At 69.5% G+C, this 17,704-nt stretch carries 17 protein-coding genes; 5 read left to right on the top strand and 12 right to left on the bottom strand.

The genetic code is table 11. The features are described from left to right. Positions 1 to 55: 55 nt before the first annotated feature. From ABXJ56_RS13790 to dut, 3 genes are read right to left on the bottom strand one after another with little or no spacing between them, the layout of a single operon-like run. Positions 56 to 808 carry a DUF3159 domain-containing protein gene (locus tag ABXJ56_RS13790; protein WP_435405004.1) on the bottom strand — a complete coding sequence of 251 codons (753 nt, stop codon included), beginning with the start codon at positions 806 to 808 and terminating at the stop codon, positions 56 to 58. After that, positions 805 to 1,401, bottom strand: a complete 597-nt coding sequence (locus tag ABXJ56_RS13785; protein ID WP_354000301.1) for a DUF3710 domain-containing protein — start codon at positions 1,399 to 1,401, stop codon at positions 805 to 807. The genes ABXJ56_RS13790 and ABXJ56_RS13785 overlap by 4 nt, the downstream gene beginning before the upstream one ends. Continuing rightward, positions 1,398 to 1,850: a dUTP diphosphatase gene (gene dut, locus ABXJ56_RS13780; RefSeq protein WP_354000300.1), complete on the bottom strand. Its 453-nt coding sequence runs from the start codon at positions 1,848 to 1,850 to the stop codon at positions 1,398 to 1,400. The genes ABXJ56_RS13785 and dut overlap by 4 nt, the downstream gene beginning before the upstream one ends. Before the next feature lie 12 nt (positions 1,851 to 1,862). On the opposite strand from dut, the gene ABXJ56_RS13775 reads away from it, so the two are divergent. Further along, on the top strand, positions 1,863 to 2,348 hold the full coding sequence (locus tag ABXJ56_RS13775; RefSeq protein ID WP_354000299.1) for a DUF3093 domain-containing protein: 486 nt from the start codon (positions 1,863 to 1,865) through the stop codon (positions 2,346 to 2,348). On the opposite strand, the gene ABXJ56_RS13770 is transcribed toward ABXJ56_RS13775, so the two are convergent. Continuing rightward, positions 2,326 to 2,616: a DUF4193 domain-containing protein gene (locus ABXJ56_RS13770; RefSeq protein WP_053548679.1), complete on the bottom strand. Its 291-nt coding sequence runs from the start codon at positions 2,614 to 2,616 to the stop codon at positions 2,326 to 2,328. The genes ABXJ56_RS13775 and ABXJ56_RS13770 overlap by 23 nt on opposite strands. 221 nt (positions 2,617 to 2,837) lie before the next feature. Here ABXJ56_RS13770 and sepH point away from each other — a divergent pair, with 221 nt between their 5' ends. Then, positions 2,838 to 3,869, top strand: coding sequence for a septation protein SepH (gene sepH, locus ABXJ56_RS13765; protein WP_354000298.1), 1,032 nt, complete (start codon positions 2,838 to 2,840; stop codon positions 3,867 to 3,869). Between the two features lie 3 nt (positions 3,870 to 3,872). On the opposite strand, the gene ABXJ56_RS13760 is transcribed toward sepH, so the two are convergent. Beyond that, positions 3,873 to 4,982 carry an alkaline phosphatase family protein gene (locus tag ABXJ56_RS13760; protein ID WP_354000297.1) on the bottom strand — a complete coding sequence of 370 codons (1,110 nt, stop codon included), beginning with the start codon at positions 4,980 to 4,982 and terminating at the stop codon, positions 3,873 to 3,875. Between the two features lie 66 nt (positions 4,983 to 5,048). Between ABXJ56_RS13760 and ABXJ56_RS13755 the strand changes: the two genes are divergently transcribed. Next, a complete protein-coding gene (locus ABXJ56_RS13755; protein WP_354000296.1) occupies positions 5,049 to 7,502 on the top strand; it encodes a DNA gyrase/topoisomerase IV subunit A in 2,454 nt (817 codons plus the stop codon). A gap of 45 nt (positions 7,503 to 7,547) precedes the next feature. Here the strand turns inward: ABXJ56_RS13755 and ABXJ56_RS13750 are convergent, their stop codons facing one another. Continuing rightward, positions 7,548 to 9,623 carry a DNA gyrase/topoisomerase IV subunit B gene (locus tag ABXJ56_RS13750; RefSeq protein ID WP_354000596.1) on the bottom strand — a complete coding sequence of 692 codons (2,076 nt, stop codon included), beginning with the start codon at positions 9,621 to 9,623 and terminating at the stop codon, positions 7,548 to 7,550. 165 nt (positions 9,624 to 9,788) lie between these two features. On the opposite strand from ABXJ56_RS13750, the gene ABXJ56_RS13745 reads away from it, so the two are divergent. Further along, on the top strand, positions 9,789 to 10,013 hold the full coding sequence (locus tag ABXJ56_RS13745) for a DUF7455 domain-containing protein (protein WP_354000295.1): 225 nt from the start codon (positions 9,789 to 9,791) through the stop codon (positions 10,011 to 10,013). 54 nt (positions 10,014 to 10,067) lie between these two features. Here ABXJ56_RS13745 and ABXJ56_RS13740 read toward each other — a convergent pair whose 3' ends face one another. The 3 genes from ABXJ56_RS13740 to ABXJ56_RS13730 are packed head-to-tail and all read right to left on the bottom strand — an operon-like array spanning position 10,068 to position 12,822. Beyond that, entirely contained in the window at positions 10,068 to 11,132 is a 1,065-nt protein-coding gene (locus ABXJ56_RS13740; RefSeq protein ID WP_354000294.1) for an alanine racemase, read from the bottom strand. After that, positions 11,129 to 11,797: an alanine racemase C-terminal domain-containing protein gene (locus ABXJ56_RS13735; RefSeq protein WP_354000293.1), complete on the bottom strand. Its 669-nt coding sequence runs from the start codon at positions 11,795 to 11,797 to the stop codon at positions 11,129 to 11,131. The genes ABXJ56_RS13740 and ABXJ56_RS13735 overlap by 4 nt, the downstream gene beginning before the upstream one ends. Further along, the gene (locus tag ABXJ56_RS13730) at positions 11,794 to 12,822 is read right to left on the bottom strand and encodes a sugar-transfer associated ATP-grasp domain-containing protein (protein ID WP_354000292.1); all 1,029 of its coding nucleotides are present in this window, start codon (positions 12,820 to 12,822) and stop codon (positions 11,794 to 11,796) included. Before ABXJ56_RS13730 ends, ABXJ56_RS13735 begins: the two co-directional genes overlap by 4 nt. 76 nt (positions 12,823 to 12,898) lie before the next feature. On the opposite strand from ABXJ56_RS13730, the gene ABXJ56_RS13725 reads away from it, so the two are divergent. After that, positions 12,899 to 13,933 (top strand): sugar-transfer associated ATP-grasp domain-containing protein, encoded by a 1,035-nt coding sequence (locus tag ABXJ56_RS13725; protein WP_354000291.1) that lies wholly within the window; start codon positions 12,899 to 12,901, stop codon positions 13,931 to 13,933. 1 nt (position 13,934) lies between these two features. Here ABXJ56_RS13725 and murJ read toward each other — a convergent pair whose 3' ends face one another. Genes murJ through ABXJ56_RS13710 form a run of 3 tightly spaced genes read right to left on the bottom strand, consistent with a single transcriptional unit; the run spans position 13,935 to position 17,553 of the window. After that, on the bottom strand, positions 13,935 to 15,524 hold the full coding sequence (murJ, locus tag ABXJ56_RS13720) for a murein biosynthesis integral membrane protein MurJ (RefSeq protein WP_354000290.1): 1,590 nt from the start codon (positions 15,522 to 15,524) through the stop codon (positions 13,935 to 13,937). A 29-nt stretch (positions 15,525 to 15,553) separates the two neighbouring features. Further along, on the bottom strand, positions 15,554 to 16,249 hold the full coding sequence (locus ABXJ56_RS13715) for a coenzyme F420-0:L-glutamate ligase (RefSeq protein WP_354000289.1): 696 nt from the start codon (positions 16,247 to 16,249) through the stop codon (positions 15,554 to 15,556). Continuing rightward, positions 16,246 to 17,553: an RNA polymerase sigma factor gene (locus ABXJ56_RS13710; protein WP_435405003.1), complete on the bottom strand. Its 1,308-nt coding sequence runs from the start codon at positions 17,551 to 17,553 to the stop codon at positions 16,246 to 16,248. The genes ABXJ56_RS13715 and ABXJ56_RS13710 overlap by 4 nt, the downstream gene beginning before the upstream one ends. Between the last annotated feature and the right edge of the window lie 151 nt (positions 17,554 to 17,704).

Genomic DNA, 17,704 nt, shown 5'->3' with positions numbered 1-17,704 from the left:
GAGGTTCGCCTTAGGACGAGCGGAGCGTATTTATCTTGATGTCAAGATAAATGTATCACTTGGGCTGCGCGGGGTAGAGAGCGCGCACGGCGAGCCAGGTGACAGCGACCATCGGCGCGAACAGCGGAAGACCCATGAGGAGCTTGGTCGTCCCGAGCGCCGTCACGTCGCCGGCGAAGTACAGCGGCACCTGGACGAGGAGGCGGGCGGCGAACAGTGCCGCCCACCCGATCGAGAGCCAGAAGAAGGTCCGGCGCTTGCGGCGATCCTGCCGCCACGCGGTGCCTTCGCCGAGCAGGAAGCCCGCGGCGAGGCCGATCAGAGGCCAGCCCACGAGGGCGGAGACCGCGAATGCCCCACCGTAGACGCCGTTGGTGAGGAAACCCCAGAGGAAGTTGTCCTCCGCGCGTCCGGTCCACAGGGCGAGGGCCGCTGCGGCTGCCGCCGCGATGAGACCCCCGAGCGCCGCCGAGGGTGGCTGCTTCTGCAGCAGGCGCGCCAGCGTGAACACCGCCGCCGAGCCCACTGAGATCGCCAGGGCCAGGACCAGGTCCTGGGTGAAGGTGAAAAGGATGACGAACGCGAGGCTCGGGAGGACCGATTCGAGGATGCCGCGCCACCCGCCCATGGCGTTCCAGACGGCGTGCCGCGTGTCCTCGGTGGAGGTCGGGTCCAGCCCCGCACGGCGCGCTGCGTCGCCGAGGGCGGCCCCCAGCACCTCGGAGGCGCGGGGTGGCGGTGGCGTCAGCGCGGACGCATCCCGGTCGGAGCCGTCGGCGTCCTCGATGTCGCGGTTCGGGTCGCTCACGCCGAGCCCGGGGTCGCGGGCATCCGAAGCGGGATGAGGTCGCGCGGCGGCATGGGCGTCCCGCCGCGGACGACCACGATCGAGCGGAAGAGATCCTCGACCTTCGCCGCAGCTTCGACGTCGGCGGTCGCCGCGCCGCCGATCACACCCCGCAGGAACCAGCGCGGTCCGTCCACGCCGATGAATCGGGCGAGACGCTTCCCGGCTGCGCCGTCGGCACCGGCGACGACCGGAACCTCCGCGAGGAGCTCGGGTCCGAGCGGACCCTCTCTCTCCTCCACGCGGCCGCCCTGCTGTCGGATCTGCGCGCGGATCTGCTCTCGTGTCTCCTCCCACAGCCCTTGGGATCGCGAGGCGGCGAACGGCTGGACCTGCAGGGTCGACTCGGCATAGTCGAGACCGACCGCCACGATCCGCTTCGTCTGCTCCTCGACCTCGAGTCGGAGGTTCAGTCCCTCCCGCGGAAGGATCTTGATCCCGCCGAGGTCGATGTACGGGCGGACCGCGTTGGCTTCGCTCTCGTCGAACGGTCCGGTCTGCGCGCGGTCGCCGGAGGCGGGCACGAGGTCGCCCTCGGAAGTGGGGTCGGTCATCGGGACTCTCCATCCTGGGTGTATCCGGTCGAGCCGAACCCGCCGGCGCCGCGGACGCTGTCGGGGAGATCGTCGACGGGAAGGAACTGGGCGCGGGCGACCGGCATCACGATCAGCTGCGCGATGCGGTCTCCGACCGAGATGTCGTAGGGGTGCTCGCGGTCGGTGTTCAGGAGCGTCACCATGATCTCGCCACGGTATCCCGCATCGACGGTGCCCGGGGCGTTGACGACGGTGATGCCGTGTTTGGCGGCGAGGCCGCTGCGGGGGACGACGAACGCCGCGAAGCCTTCGGGGAGGGCGATGCGCACGCCGGTGCGGATCAGTGCGCGCTCACCGGGCTCCAGTCGCACCGCCTCGGTGGACACGAGATCCGCGCCCGCATCGCCGGGGTGCGCGTAGCGCGGGGGCTCTGCGGCGATAATGGGTACGTCCACCGTTGAAGTCACCCATCGAGGGTAATGCAGAAGCACACTCAGAACATCGGCGAAGGCGTGTACCGCGAGCGGCTCACGCCCTCCCTGTGGATCCTCGTATCCGCCGCGGTCGTCGCCCCGATGGCGGCCCTGGTCTTCGTTCCCATCGACACCACCCTGGCGCTCATCGCGGGACTCGCGGTAGGCGTGGCGGTCGTCGCCCTCATGATCGCCGGTTCGCCGGTCATCGAGGTTCGCGACGGAACGCTGCGCGCGGGGCGCGCGCGCATCGAGGTCGAGCACCTGTCGGATCCGAGGGTGGACGAGGGAGAGGATGCTCGACTCGCGCGGGGCGCACGGCTGTCGCGGGACTCCTGGCATCTCATCCGCGGCGGAATCGATGCGACCGTCACGGTCGATGTCGTGGATCCGGACGACCCCACCCCGTCGTGGGTCATGTCGACCCGCACGCCGGACCGCTTGGCGGCGGCGATCCGTTATGCGCAGGTCAGGAGCACTCCCGGCAGATAGGTCCGTCAGCGCTGTCGTGGTCGACCTGCGAGCGGTGCTTCACCAGGAAGCAGCTGGCGCAGGTGAACTCGTCCTGCTGCGGCGGCAGGACGACGACGTCCAGGTCCAGGTCGGAGAGATCGGCACCGGGGAGCTCGAATCCCGAGGGGTTGTCGGCGTCCTCCACGTCCACCGCGCCGGACATCTTGTCGGGAACGCGCTCCTTGAGCGCCTCGATCGACTCGCTGTCGTCCTCGGTCTTGCGGGGGGCGTCGTAATCGGTGGCCATGCGTGGACGTCTCTACTTCCGGGTGATTCTCTCGGGTGGGTCGCTGTGCGTGCCCTGACGGGCGGCCATAGTTTGCATGACCACGGTCCGATTCGCAAATGCGGACCGCTCGCCGGCGGATGCTGCGAACCGATCAAACTCGCGGCGCGCGCAGGATATTCCCGGGCCCTCCGAGAGTGCGTGTCAGCATGGACCGACACTCTGATCGGAGGGGCGTGCGCATGGAACAGCTCAAGGTGATCGCCACGGAGGACGATCGCATCGTCCTGGCGAACGAGTCGGGCGACCGCTTCTCTCTCGCCATCGACGATGTCCTGCGCGCCGAGGTGCGTCGTGCGCGGCGTGAGCGCGACCCCGACGCGGGCACTCCGCGTCCCAGCCCTCGCGAGATCCAGTCGCACATCCGGGCCGGGCTCAGCGCTGCCGAGGTGGCGGAGCTGCTGGGCGCCCGGGTCGAAGACGTCGCGCGGTTCGAGGGGCCCGTCCTCGCTGAGCGCGAGCATGTCGTCGGCCAGGCGCTCGCCGTGCCGGTCCTGCTCGGCAACGACTTCGATGGAGATGCGAACACCACGTTCGGCGCCGCAGTGCGCGCGAAGCTGGCCGAGGTCTCTGCGAGCCGCGAGCGCTGGACGAGCTGGAAAGAGCCCACGGGGTGGGTCGTGAAGCTCGAGTTCACCGCCTCCGAGATCGACCATGACGCCCGGTGGGGGTTCGATCCCCGCCGCAGCACCCTGTCGCCCTTGAATGCGGACGCCATCCAGCTTTCCCGTCAGGGGCCGCTGCCCGAGGGGCTCATCCCCCGACTGCGCGCGCTGGAGACGGCGCAGGCGACCGCGGACGAGTCGAAGTTCGACAGCGGCGCCTTCGGACCGCGCCACATCGACGCCTCGATCGCTTCGCCGGAGCTGCCGACCCCCGTCGCCCCCGCCGTCTCGAAAGCAGCCATCAAGAGGGCAGAGGAGCCGGCGCTGACGTCGTCCGAGACCGCGGACCTGCTCGAGGCTCTTCGCCGACGCCGAGGTCAGCGCGAGCCGCTTCCGGCCGCGGACGAGGACGAGGCACCCCGCCCGCACGCCCCGGTCGCCCTGTTCGACGCCCTCGAACCAGGGTACGAAGCCGGCGAGGCGGATGCGGAACCGGAGGCGCCTCGCGAGCAGGCTCCGCCCGCCGTGGCCGAAGGCGGGCGCCGCAAGGGTCGCACCTCCATGCCGTCCTGGGACGAGATCGTCTTCGGCGCCCGCTCCGAGGAGTGACCGTCAGGCGAAAGCGCCCAGCCGGACCAGGGGGACGATGCGCTCATCCGGCGTGAGCGAGCCGTGTTGCCCCACCATCCGCTGCGGCGCCTTGTCGTCGACGCGATCGTCGTAATACGCCACGGAGGAGCGGGCCGCGACGAGGACGTCGCCGATACGCGGGCGGATCGCCTCGCCGATCGGGCCGAACAGGCCCGCCTCGATCGCCTCGTCCCGCGTCATCACCCATGCCCTGCCGGATTCCGATTCCCGCCACCGGCGAGCCACATCATCCGCAGCCCCGGGCGCGGTGTACAGGTGGAGCATGCGGGGCTCGCCTCCGATATCAGCGACGCCGTCGAGGAGACCGTCGTCGTGTCCGAGCAGGACGTGTCGGTGACGCGGCACGTCGACCATGCCGTGATCCGCGGTGACCACGACACCGGTCGACGGGGCGACCTCTCGAGAGAGGTCACGGACGACGGCGTCCACGCGCTCCAGAGTCGTCGTCCACGCGTCCGACTCCCAGCCGTGCTTGTGCCCGATCGCGTCGAGGTCCGGCGCATACAGGTAGACGAAGGAGCCGGGGTGGCGGGCGGCGAGTTCCGCGGCGCGCGCGGCCCGCTCCTCGAGGGCGCTCACGGCCTCGACCTCGGCGCCCGACACCGTCGCCACGGTGAAGCCACTCCCCACGTACTCGGGGCGGGTGACCACGAAGCTCCGGCGTCCGAGGGTGAGGGGCTGCGAGCGCTGCCACTCCGCGGGGAGCTCGCCGGCCTCCCAGCCTCGCAGCTGGTTCGCGATGACCCCCGTCTCCGGGACTCGGACGCGATAGCCGACGATCCCGTGCTCCCCGGGGGCGGTGCCGGTGAGCAGGCTCGTCAAGGCGGCCGCCGTCGTCGAGGGGAACACCGAGCGGGCGACATCCTTCTTCCCCCGGTGCGACGAGAGGAAGCGCGCGTGCCCGGAGCGCGCCGTGAGGTTCGCCGCGCCGAGGCCGTCGACGACGAACACGATGGCGCTGGTCGCGGGTGCGAACCACGACGACCGCCCGTCCAGGGCGGCGATGGCTTCCCGCGCGACACCGGTGAGGCTCCGGGCCGCAGGGGGGTCCGCGGGTAGGCTGAGGGACATCCGGGCCAGTCTCGCACACGCCTGACGCGGCCCCGTTCTTACGCCCGAGACCCGAGGCCCCCTGTCATGCCCGCATCCCGCACCGATTCGCCGCCGCCCGACCTCAGCCGCATCGAGGATGTCGATGTCTCGGCCGAGATGCAGGGGTCGTTCCTCGAGTACGCCTACTCGGTCATCTACTCGCGGGCGCTCCCCGATGCGCGCGACGGACTGAAGCCCGTCCAGCGCCGCATCCTCTACCAGATGTCGGACATGGGCCTGCGGCCCGACCGCGGCCACGTCAAAAGCGCGCGTGTCGTCGGCGAGGTGATGGGCAAGCTGCACCCGCACGGAGACTCGGCGATCTACGACGCCCTCGTGCGGCTCGCGCAGGGCTTCGCCCTCCGCGTGCCTCTGGTCGACGGTCACGGCAACTTCGGATCGCTCGATGACGGCCCCGCGGCAGCGCGCTACACCGAAGCGCGACTCGCCCCGGCGGCGCTGGCTCTGACGGAGAACCTCGACGAGGACGTCGTGGACTTCATCCCCAACTACGACGGGCAGTTCCAGCAGCCGGAGGTGCTTCCGGCCGCGTTTCCGAATCTCCTGGTCAACGGGACGACCGGTATCGCCGTCGGCATGGCGACGAACATGGCGCCGCACAATCTCATCGAGGTCGTCGCCGCCGCGATACACCTGCTGGAGAACCCGCAGGCGACCCTGGACGAGCTGATGGAGTTCGTTCCGGGGCCGGATCTGCCCGGCGGCGGCGTGATCCTCGGCGTCGACGGCATCAAGGAGGCCTACGCGGGTGGTCGCGGGAGCTTCCGCACCCGCGCCAAGGTCTCGGTGGAGTCGCTGGGGCCGCGCCGCACCGGACTCGTGGTCACGGAGCTGCCCTACATGGTCGGACCCGAGCGCGTGATCGAGAAGATCAAGGACGCGGTGGGGGCGAAGAAGCTCACCGGCATCGCCGACGTCACCGATCTCACGGACCGCAACCACGGACTGCGCCTGGTGATCGGCGTGAAGACGGGCTTCGATCCGAACGCCGTTCTCGAGCAGCTGTACCGACTGACGCCGCTGGAGGATTCCTTCGGCATCAACAACGTCGCCCTCGTGGACGGCCAGCCGCAGACGCTCGGGCTCAAGGATCTCCTCCGCGTCTATCTCGAGCACCGGATCCAGGTGGTCACGCGCCGCAGTCGCTTCCGGCTCGCGAAGCGCCGGGCGCGACTGCACCTGGTCGAAGGTCTTCTGATCGCCATCCTCGACATCGACGAGGTGATCCAGCTCATCCGCGGGTCGGACGACACCGCGCAGGCGCGGCAGCGTCTGATGGACGTGTTCGACCTGTCGACACTGCAGGCCGACTACATCCTCGAGCTGCAGCTGCGTCGGCTCACCCGGTTCTCGCGCATCGAGCTGGAGGCGGAGCGTGACGAGCTGAAGGCCGAGATCGCCGCACTCGAGGAGCTGCTGGCGAGCGATCGTCTCCTGCGCGCACAGGTCGCCCGGGAGCTGGAGGCAGCCGCGGACGCGTACGGCACGCCTCGCCGCACCCTCCTCCTGAACGGTGGACCGGTCCCGTCACGATCGCGCGCCGCGGCGCCGGCGGACCTGCAGATCGCCGATGCCCCGTGCCGAGTGTTCCTCTCCGCCACCGGGCGGATGGTGCGTGCCGAGCTGCTCGCCGACGCACCGAACGGCGGCATCGTTCCACCCGCCCGCCGCGCGAAGCACGACGCCGTCAGGAGCGCGGTCGACACCACCACGCGGGGCGAGATCGGTGCCGTCACCTCCGCCGGGCGCCTCGTGCGCTTCTCCCCCGTCGACCTTCCGTCCGTGCCGGGCAATTCGGTGCAGATGGCCGCCGGCGTCCGCGCGGATCAGTACATCGGACTGCGCCCCGGCGAGCACGTCGTGGCGATCGTCGCACTGACGGCCGAACCGGTCATCGCCCTCGGCACCCGCGAGGGAGTGGTCAAGCGGGTCGCGGCGGACGAGATCGCCGGGAAACCGGAGGTCGAGATCATCTCGATGAAAGCCGGCGACGCGGTCGTCGGTGCCGCCCCCGCCGCCGACGGCGTCGATCTCGTCTTCGTCACGTCCGACGCGCAGCTGCTTCGGTTCGACGCCTCCTCGGTCCGCCCGCAGGGACGCGCAGCGGGCGGAATGGCCGGCATCCGCGTCGCCGCTGGCGCGCAGGTGATCTCGTTCACCGCGGTCCCTCCGAGCGAGGACGTCGTCGTCGTGACCGTGGCCGGGTCCAGCACCGCGCTCGCGGGAACGGATGCCGGCAGCGGCAAGGTGTCGGCGTACGCGGAGTTCCCGGCCAAGGGCCGGGCGACCGGCGGTGTTCGCGCGCAGCGGTTCCTGCGGGGCGAGGACGCGCTCACCCTGGCATGGGTGGGCGTCGAGCCGCGGGCGGTCGGCGCCGACGGAGCGGTGCGCAGCCTGCCGGCATCCGGCGCGAAGCGCGACGCGTCGGGACAGCCGCTGGAGGCCGTCGTCTCCGCCGTCGGGACGACCGTGCGCTGATCGGGTCGTGCGCCGCGTGCGGCCCGCGGCCGGACGCGGCGCCGGTCAGGCGTCGATGGCTTCGCGGTCGAGGCGGTCTGCCGACGAGACGATGAAGTCCCGGCGGGGTGCGACCTCCGAGCCCATGAGCAGCTCGAAGACGTTCATGGCCGCCTCCGCGTCCTCGACGCGCACGCGGCGCAGCGTCCGACCGTTGCGATCCATCGTCGTCGTCGCGAGCTGATCGGCATCCATCTCGCCGAGGCCCTTGTACCGTTGGATCGGGTCGTGCCACCGCTTGCCGGCTTTCTGCAGCCGCGCGAGCAGCGTGTGCAGCTCCTTCTCCGAGTAGGTGTAGATCGTCTCGTTCGGCTTCGAGCCGGGGTTCATCACGATGACCCGGTGCAGAGGGGGGACGGCCGCGTACACCCGACCCTCTTCGATGAGCGGGCGCATGTATCGGAAGAACAGGGTGAGCAGGAGCGTGCGGATGTGCGCGCCGTCGACGTCCGCGTCGCTCATCAGGATGATCTTCCCGTAGCGCGCGGCATCGAGATCGAACGAGCGGCCGGAGCCCGCCCCGATCGTCTGGATGATCGCCGCGCACTCGGCGTTCGAGAGCATGTCGCTCACCGACGCCTTCTGCACGTTGAGGATCTTCCCTCGGATCGGCAGGAGCGCCTGGTACTCGCTGTTGCGGGCGTGCTTCGCCGTCCCCAGCGCAGAATCACCCTCCACGATGAACAGCTCCGTCTGCTCCACGTCGGTCGTGCGGCAGTCCGCGAGCTTGGCGGGAAGGGAAGAGGACTCCAGCGCGTTCTTCCGTCGCTGGGTCTCTTTGTGCGTCCGCGCGGAGATGCGGGCCTTCATCTCCGAGACGACCTTGTCCAGAACCAGCGCGGTCTGGGCTTTGTCGTCCCGTCGGGTGGAGGAGAAGCGCGCCGCGAGCTCCTTGCCGACCACGTTCGAGACGATCGAGCGGATCGCGGGGGTGCCGAGGATCTCCTTGGTCTGACCCTCGAACTGCGGCTCGGGGAAGCTCACGGTGAGGACCGCGGTGACGCCGGCGAGGATGTCGTCCTTCTCGAGCTTCTCCCCCGCGCCGACTTTGAGTCGACGCGCATTCTGTGCGACCTGATCGCGGACGATCTTCATCAGGCCCTGTTCGAATCCCGCCTGATGCGTGCCACCCTTGGGTGTCGCGATGATGTTGACGAACGATCGCGTGACCGTCTCGTACCCCGTGCCCCAACGGAGGGCCACATCGACGGAGCAGGTGCGCTCCACTTCCGTCGGGACCATCGCACCGGATGCCTGGAGAACGGGAACGGTCTCGGTGAAGCGTCCCTCCCCCTGCAGTCGCCACGTGTCGGTGACGGCGGGATCGGGGGCCAGGAAGTCCGTGAACTCCGAGATGCCGCCGTCGTAGCGATAGCTGGTCTCCACCGGTTCGTCAGCCCGCTCGTCGACGATGAGGATCTCCAGGCCCGGCACGAGGAACGCAGTCTGTCGGGCGCGCTGTTCGAGCTCGTCCAGGACGAAAGCGGCGTCCTTCGTGAAGATCTGACGATCCGCCCAGTAGCGGATGCGGGTGCCCGTCACCCCTCGGGGCGCCTTGCCGACGACGCGCAGCTCGGACGACTTCTCGAAGGGCGAGAAGGGCGAGTCCGGCTGCGGACCGGCGAAGATGCCCGGCTCCCCGCGGTGGAAGGACATCGCGTAGGTCTTGCCCCCACGATCGACCTCCACGTCGAGGCGCTCGGACAGAGCATTGACCACCGACGCGCCGACACCGTGCAGACCGCCCGACGCGGCGTACGACCCTCCACCGAACTTTCCGCCCGCGTGGAGCTTCGTGAAGACCACTTCGACGCCGGTGAGCCCTGTGCGGGGCTCGACGTCGACGGGGATGCCGCGGGCGCGGTCGCGCACCTCGACACTGCCGTCGTCATGGAGGATGATCTCGATCTTCTCTCCGTGGCCGCCGAGGGCCTCGTCGACGGCGTTGTCGATGATCTCCCACACGCAGTGCATGAGACCCCGGGAGTCGGTCGAGCCGATGTACATGCCGGGGCGTTTGCGGACGGCCTCGAGGCCCTCGAGCACCTGGAGATGGTGGGCGGAGTACTCGGAGGTCACAATCGTCTAGATTATCCGTCGCGCCGCGGGGGTCGGGGCCGACACGCATCACTGTGGGCGTACCGTACGCGCTCAGCGAAATGTGACCGCTTCGCGGCATTCTCGAAACAATCCCGTGGTTGGATTCAGGGACTCGACGAACGACCCTTTGCACGAGGAGGCACTGAGATGAACACGCTTTCGACCACGACCGAGCCCGGCACCGTCCTCGAGCACCGCCTCACCGCCACGGACCGCTGCGACTCCTGCGGCGCACAGGCGTACATCGCGGCGGAGGTCAACGGGAGCGAGCTGCTCTTCTGCGCACACCACGGCCGCAAGTACGAAGAGAAGCTCCGCGCCGTCGCCACGTCGTGGCACGACGAGACCGCGCGCCTGCACGACGCCGTCTGACGACATCTCCGACGCGCGCCGGTGACGTCCGGCTCGGCTCGGATCGACGCCCGATCAGCTCCCTGGAGCAGGTCGGGCGTCGTCGTATTCGCGCGGCACTCCCGGGGAGAGCCGCACGGCGATCTCTTCGCCGATGGTGCCGAGCGTTTCGGCGAGGGAAGTCGATGTGCCCTCGCCGCGCGTGCCGTCCCCGAAGATCACCACGTCGTCGCCCACCGCCATCCCCGGCCACCCCCGCACGCGGGACTCCTCCCCCACCGCGACCAGTCGTCGCGGCCCCGCGGGGGTCCCCACATCGACGCGACCGGACAGCAGCGAGGGCACTCCGTCGAACACGCCGATGTCGACGACCGCCTCGTCCCCCTCCACGCGGACGACGGATGCCGTCAGCCGCCCGATCGGGGTGAGGCCGAGATCGACCGCGGTGGGCCCGTCGGCGGGCGCGATGCCGTAGCAGAAGGCGCCGATCCGGGCGACGTCGTAGCGGAACTCCGGTCGCATGCTGCCGGCGGCGCTGGCGGCGAGGTGCCGCAGGGACGGAGTGAGGCCGGCCGCCTCAGCGAGCTCGACCGCGTGCTCGAAGGCCGTCCGGGACGCGTCGTCCTCTTCGTCCGAGGCCTCGGCGATGTGACTCCAGACGCCGACGACGTCGATGAGTCCGGCATCCTGCAGGAACCGCGCCCGAGCGACCGCGTCCGGCCAGGCTTCGGGGCGGATGCCGTTGCGGTGCAGCCCGGTGTCGATCTTGAGGTGGACGCGGACCACGCGCGATCGAGCGGCCGCGACAGCCGCGACGTCTTCGAGGACGTCGAGGTCGCCGACCCCGACGTCCGCATCCAGCGTGAGCGCGTCCTCGATCTCCGGCCGCCCGGGGACGAGCCACACGAAGATACGCGCGTGGTCCCCCGCTGCACGCCGCACCCTGCGAGCAGTGGCGACGTCGAAAGCACCGAACCAGGAGACGCCGGCAGCCTGTGCCTGCGGCACCACGCGTCCGATCCCATGGCCGTAGGCGTCGTTCTTGACCACGAGCATGAGTTCCGCCGGCAAAAGGCGCGCCCGGATCCGCTGGATGTTCGCGGCGAAAGCGGCGAGGTCGACGATGAGGCGGGCCGTCACTCGACGATCCTCTCGGTATGCGATCCGACCGCGGCGGCCAGCTCGGCGACGTCCAGGCCGGTCACCCGGCTCCAGTCGCGTAGCGGCGGATGCCCCTCCGCCTCGTCCCCGAAGAACCACACGGTCTCGCCGCGTCCGACGTTCGCGTCGCCGATGTCGATGACGCACACGTCCATCGCGACGCGCCCGAGGATCGGGTGCCTCTCACCCGCCACGCTCACGGCGACCGCCCCACCGAGCGCACGCACGACGCCCTGACCGTAGCCGCCGGAGACCAGGGCCACACGCGTGTCCGCGGGGGCCCGGTACCGATAACCGTAGGACACGCCTTCGCCGCGGCGGAGGTACTTGGTGCTGAGCACGGATCCGCTCAATCGCATGACGGGTGTGCACGATTCCGACAGGCCGAACAGCTTCCGCATATCGAGGACGTCATCCCCTGACACGGGTGCGTCGACGGCGCGGACACCGGACGAGGCGAGATGCGCCACCGCGGGGGGATCGGCGCGCACGGTCGCGAGCCCGAGGGGGCGCAGTGCGGCGACGACAGCCGCCGCGCCGTGGCCCCACGCATCCCATCGGACGTCCAGGACCGCGTCGGCCAGCGGCATCCGCCCGGCGTTGTCGCGCAATGCGTCGAGTCGGATCCGTGCGACGGGACTCATCGGCGGAGCGCTGACCCCATGGCGCGCTCATGGCGGGGGCGAGATCCCTCTCGGATCCCGGTGGCGCTGACCCGCGTCTCATAGAGGCCGGGCGTCCAGTTCCCTTCGATGAGGACGGGCCCGTCGGGGCCCACGGCGACATCCCACCCGACGTAGGGAACGGCCGGGATCCGCCGCGCGGCGCGGTCCACGAGCGCGAGGACCTCGTCCCACAGCGGGACCGAGAAGTCCACGATCGACATGTGCGAATCGGGGTGCTCGAGATACCGGCTCTTGTGCTTGCCGGTGTGCCCGGGACCCACCGAATGCCCCTCGTCGTCGAGCATCGTGAAGAAGCCGCCCCACGTGAACTGGTCGCTGACGGCGCCCCGACCGAATTTCTGGACCATGACGAGCGGGTGGACCTTCTCGCCGTCGAAGTAGGTCGTGATGCGCGTCGTGTTGACCGTGCCCGCGCAGTACGAGGACAGGTACGGATGCTGCACGATGGGCTGCTCGATGAGGATCTGGCCCTTGCCCAGCAGCTCGGCGCGGAAGGCGTCCCAGTCGGCGACCTCCGCGGTGTCGTAGCGGAAGACCCCCTTGCCCTCCCGGCTGACGGGGACCTTCGCGATGATCACCGGGTGCCGTTCGGCGAACGCCTTCAGACCGTCTGCGCCGGTGTCCTCCAGGGCGAGCCACTCGCGCCCAAGGAACTCCTCGAAGGCGCGGTTGAAGCGGATCTTGTCCTCGAGGGTCTTGGCGACCTCACGGTCGTTCAGCGCGTTGGCCAGGTGGTGCTGCAGAAGCGACGTCATGAAGGTCGCGCGCTCGCGCCGGTTCAGCAGCGCGAAGTCGGCCTCGTAGTAGTCGATGTAGGCGGTGTCGCGGAAGGCGGCAGACCACAGCATGTCGACGAAGATCGGAACCGCCCAGCGTCCCTGTTCCCGCGAGATCTGACGCGCGAAGCCCCAGACGCGACTCGGTCGGAACGCCGTGGCGCGCTTGAAGAGGTAGCCCGCGCGGGCTTTCAGCGAGATGTCCATAGAAGCACCGATTATACGAGGGTGCGGCCGATCATCCCCCGGGGGACGGGCGAGGGCGCTGTGTTAGCGTGAGGAGGTGTCACAGGCCTCCCTCCGCGTGCGCTATCTGCTCCAGCGGGCTCGGCGCCTGAACCTCGCGAACGTGACGGAGTTCGCCCGTCAGTCTCAGCGCGTATCGCGGGCGCCGCTGCCGGTGATCGTCGCCGACATGCTGTGGTGCTCCGTGCGCTACGAGATGGGCTTCCGCGACTACGCGGTGTGGGACATCCGCACACTCGACCGTCGGGAACGCGCCACCTGGATGACCCACCCGAAAGCCATCCGCCTCAACAACACCCTGAACGGGCCGGATTCCGCGGCCCTCCTCGGCGACAAGCCCCGCTTCTACCGCGATTTCGCCGACATGGTGGGGCGCGAATGGATCGACGTCGAGGACGCCTCCGTCGACGACGTCTCCGCCTTCCTCCAGCGGCACCATCGGGTCCTTGTCAAGCCCGCGCGGGGCGAGGGCGGGCGGGGGATCTCCGCCTTCGACGCCGACGAGATCACGGATGTCGCGGCCTGGCGGTCGCGGCTGATCGAAGAAGAGGGCACCCTCGTCGAGGAGATCCTGCCGCAGCACGAGCGTCTGTCCGAGCTCTACGCCGGCAGCGTCAACACGCTCCGCATCATCACCTACCGCGCGCCGGACGACACTTTCCACGTCATCGCCTCGGTGCTGCGCATCGGCAACGGAGGGGTCGTGGACAACTTCGCCGGCGGCGGGATGTTCACCATGCTCGACGACGACGGCGTCGCCCGCTGGGCGGGAGTCGACAAGAACTCGCACGTCTTCGAACGGCATCCGGTGACGGGCGTGGAGATCGCCGGCTTCGCCGTGCCGTTCTACGCCGAGGCGCTCGCGATGGTGGAGCAGGCCGCGCGGCGTCTCCCGACAGTGCCCTACGTCGGATGGGATGTCGCGATCACCCCGACGGGTCCGGCACTCATCGAGGCGAACCACAACTCCAGCGTCTTCCAGATGAAGCCGAGCGTCTCCGGCATCCGCACGGGACTGCTCTCCCGCTATCGGGACGCGGTCGGATCCGGCGTCCTCGACCGACGACGCTGACTCAGCGCGCGAAGCGCGACCGGACCATCCCGATCGCCGTGGACAGTTCCGGGGTGCGGAGCATGGCGAGGATGCCGAGGTAGACCAGCGCGCTCGTCGCGCAGATCACGAACGTGCCGGCCGCGGCGGCGAAGACGTTCGCGAGCATCCATCCGTCCGCGCCTCCGGACCACACGTAGAGGCCGAAGCCGAGGGCCCCGGCTGGGATGGCCGCGACGACGAAGCGCAGGAGCGCGAACGACGGGCGCCGGAGTCCGAGCGGGCCGAGCTTCCGGCGGAGGAGCCAGATTGCGAGCAGCAGCTCGATGATGCCGCAGAGCGTCTGGACCGCCGCCACGGACGCCGTGAGGTGCTCACGCGGCACGATGCTGACCGCAGTGACGGTCAGGGCGACGACCAGGACACCTTGGATGAGGGTGAAGAAGAAGGGTGTCCGCGTGTCGCCGTACGCGTAGAAGGTGCGCTGGATGATGAACAGCACGGCCATCGGGATCAGGCCGACGAGGAACGCCACCAGGACGGGCGCCGCCAGGAGCGCGTCGGCCGCCGCATTCGTGAAGATCCGTGAGGCCGGGACGGCGGCCGCGATCAGCGCGGCGGCGGCGATCACGACGAAGAGCCCGAGGGTGCGGATGGCGGCGGAGATGTCCTCTCGGAGGGCGTCGTCGCGCCGCGCCGCGGCATGCTCGGCGATACGGGTGAAGTACGGGGTGCCGATCGACAGCACGATGAGGGCGTACGGCACCATGTAGACCAGCCAGGCGTTGCCCCACACGGTCACCGAGACGTTGTCGCCCGAGGCTTCGGACATCGCGCGGACCTGGACGATGCCGGCGAACAGCGTGACCAGCACCATGCCGAACGTCCAGGTGGCGAGTGCCCCCATGCCGCCGAACCCGACGCCGCGCCAGCGGAAGTCCGGCTTGAGCGGAATGCCGGAACGCCTCCACACGATCGCGAGGACCACGGCCTGGACCACGATCCCGAGCGTCGCCGTGCCCCCGATCAGGGCGATGGCCGCGGGGGTCCATCCGCTCAGGTCGCTGCGGTCGCTCCCGAAGACGACGATGAAGGCGCCGAAGCCGACGATGGACACGATGTTGTTGAGGACCGGCGCCCACGCGTACGGCGCGAAGATGCGACGCGCGTTCAGGCTCTCCCCCATGAGCGCGAACATGCCGTAGAAGAAGATCTGCGGGAGGCACCAATAGGCGAACGCGGTGGAGAGTGCGCGCTGCTCCTCGGAGAATCCGTTCGCGAGCACCCAGATCAACCACGGGGCGAGCAGCATCGACACCGCCGTCGCGAGCATGAGGATGCTCGCTCCGGCGGTGAGGAGCTTGGGGAGGAAGATCCGACCGCCATCCGCCTGGGCGCTGACCGCCACCACGCGCGGGACGATGACACCGGTCAACAGACCCGTGGAGATGAGCGTGAGGACGGTGTTCGGCAGCTGATTGGCGACGTAGAAGGCGTCGCCGGCCGCGTACACGCCGATGGCGCTGACCAGGACGACCGTGCGCACCAGCCCGGTCAGACGCGACGCGAGAGTGCCGGCGGCGATCAGGGAGGTCGCCCGTGCGAGATTCATCGTGGGTGGGGATCGCGACGATCGGACGCTCAGGCGGCGCGGACGATGCCGAGCGGCGTGGACTGGTGTCCCTGCCCGAGGGGGTTGTCCTTGAGGATCGCGAGCAGCCGGCGCTCGGTCGCCTTGTCGAGCGTCGAGCCGAGGATGTTCCCGCCGAGGTCGTTGATGTCGACGACCGCGACTTCGCACACCGATCCGAGCAGCGCCTTGAGATGCTGAGCCACCTCGCGGGGGCGCTCGGGACCGAGCACGACGGCCTTGTTGTACGGCGGGATGGTCCCGCTCGTGGGCCCGTCGATCGCGCGGGCCCTGTCGCCGGCGATCCGGTAGAAGTCCCCCTTGCGGCCGAAGGCCTTCGTCACCGCCGACACCGCGGCCGCGAGCAGGATCCGCGGGGTTCCGCACTCCCGGAGAGCCATCTCCATGGTCTCGGGCATGCCGAGGCCGATGCCGTACGGCGTCCGGGTGACGTACTTGGACAGGAAGAGCGCGAGCCGACGAGGCTGGATCTCCTCCACGAGGTACGACCGACCCTGCGTGATGGCGACGATCTTCTCCGTGACGAAGAGCAGGTCGCCCGCGCGCACCGCGTCGGCGGCGTACTCGCGGATGAACGCGTCCAGATCGTCGCCGGGCAGCACCACGCGCGTGCGGATGGGGATCCGGGCGAAGGACTCCCCCTCCAGCGTGACGGTGAGCGCCTTGCCGTCGTTCGCCTCGCTCACTCGAGGTAGTCCCGCAGCGACTGCGAGCGCGACGGATGCCGAAGCTTGGCCATCGTCTTCGACTCGATCTGGCGGATCCGCTCGCGCGTCACCCCGAATGTGTCGCCGATCTGGTCGAGCGTCTTGGGCTGACCGTCACCGAGGCCGAAGCGCATGCGGATGACGCCTGCTTCGCGCTCGGAGAGCGAATCCAGCAGCGACTCGAGCTGGCGCTGCAGCATGGTGAAGCCCACCGCATCCGCCGGGACGACCGCTTCGGTGTCCTCGATGAGGTCGCCGAACTCGCTGTCGCCGTCCTCGCCGAGGGGGGTGTGGAGCGAGATGGGCTCCCGCCCGTACTTCTGGACCTCGATGACCTTCTCGGGGGTCATGTCGAGCTCGCGGCTCAGCTCCTCCGGCGTGGGCTCGCGCCCGAGGTCCTGCAGCATCTGGCGCTGTACGCGGGCGAGCTTGTTGATGACCTCGACCATGTGCACGGGGATGCGGATGGTGCGCGCCTGGTCTGCCATGGCACGGGTGATCGCCTGACGGATCCACCACGTGGCGTAGGTGGAGAACTTGAAGCCCTTCGTGTAGTCGAACTTCTCGACGGCACGGATGAGACCGAGGTTCCCCTCCTGGATCAGGTCGAGGAACTGCATGCCGCGACCGGTGTAGCGCTTGGCCAAGGACACGACGAGGCGGAGGTTGGCCCCGAGCAGGTGACTCTTCGCCCGCTGACCGTCGCGGGCGACCCACTGCAGGTCGAGCCCGAGCTGCGAGGACTTCTCGGCCGCCGACATCTGCGAGAGCTTCTCCTCGGCGAACAGGCCCGCCTCGATGCGCATAGCGAGTTCGACCTCTTCGGCGGCGTTCAGCAGCGGCACCTTGCCGATCTGCTTGAGGTAGTCCTTGACCGGGTCGGCGGTCGCCCCGGTGATCTGCGTCGAGTAGACGGGGATGTCGTCCTCGTCGCTCGTGGAGATGACGATCGCGCCGGTCGGCAGCGGCTCCGCGGCGGCGGGCTTGGTGCTGCTCTCGTCGTCCTCGTCGTCGCCGTCGGACTTCTTCTTGGCGGCAGCATCGTCCGAGGCGTCGTCGGATGTGTCGTCGTCGGTATCGATCTCGACGTCCTCGTCGACCTCGTCGTCCTCGTCCGGCTCTTCAGCGGCCGCCTTCTTGGGGGCGGCCTTCTTCTTGGCCGCGGTCGACGCGGCGCGCTTCTTGGGCGACGCCTTCGGGGTCGTCGTCACCGTCTCGGCCTCGTCCAGCTCCGTGTCCGTCGCTGCGGTCGGGGCCGCTGTGGTCTTCGTCCCTGAGGTCACGTTTCGCCTTTCACCGGAGCGCGTCGGGCGATGCCCTCCGGGAGATTTCGGACACTAGTAAGACCCTTGTCAAGTCCCCGGGACGTGCAGAACAGGCCTGCACCGGGGCGACAATGGGTCGCGAACTCCAATTGTCTCATACTCGTCGCGC

Origin of the sequence: Microbacterium aurantiacum (assembly GCF_040532595.1) — a bacterium.
Classification (GTDB): Bacteria; Actinomycetota; Actinomycetes; order Actinomycetales; family Microbacteriaceae; genus Microbacterium; species Microbacterium chocolatum_B.
This window is presented reverse-complemented; position numbering and strand designations above follow the sequence as displayed.

Coding starts and splice junctions, on each gene's coding strand:
- ABXJ56_RS13785 (WP_354000301.1), bottom strand. CDS start 1,401: ATGACCGACCCCACTTCCGAGGGCGACCTCGTGCCCGCCTCCGGCGAC.
- ABXJ56_RS13775 (WP_354000299.1), top strand. CDS start 1,863: ATGCAGAAGCACACTCAGAACATCGGCGAAGGCGTGTACCGCGAGCGG.
- ABXJ56_RS13770 (WP_053548679.1), bottom strand. CDS start 2,616: ATGGCCACCGATTACGACGCCCCCCGCAAGACCGAGGACGACAGCGAG.
- sepH (WP_354000298.1), top strand. CDS start 2,838: ATGGAACAGCTCAAGGTGATCGCCACGGAGGACGATCGCATCGTCCTG.
- ABXJ56_RS13760 (WP_354000297.1), bottom strand. CDS start 4,982: ATGTCCCTCAGCCTACCCGCGGACCCCCCTGCGGCCCGGAGCCTCACC.
- ABXJ56_RS13755 (WP_354000296.1), top strand. CDS start 5,049: ATGCCCGCATCCCGCACCGATTCGCCGCCGCCCGACCTCAGCCGCATC.
- ABXJ56_RS13745 (WP_354000295.1), top strand. CDS start 9,789: ATGAACACGCTTTCGACCACGACCGAGCCCGGCACCGTCCTCGAGCAC.
- ABXJ56_RS13735 (WP_354000293.1), bottom strand. CDS start 11,797: ATGAGTCCCGTCGCACGGATCCGACTCGACGCATTGCGCGACAACGCC.
- ABXJ56_RS13730 (WP_354000292.1), bottom strand. CDS start 12,822: ATGGACATCTCGCTGAAAGCCCGCGCGGGCTACCTCTTCAAGCGCGCC.
- murJ (WP_354000290.1), bottom strand. CDS start 15,524: ATGAATCTCGCACGGGCGACCTCCCTGATCGCCGCCGGCACTCTCGCG.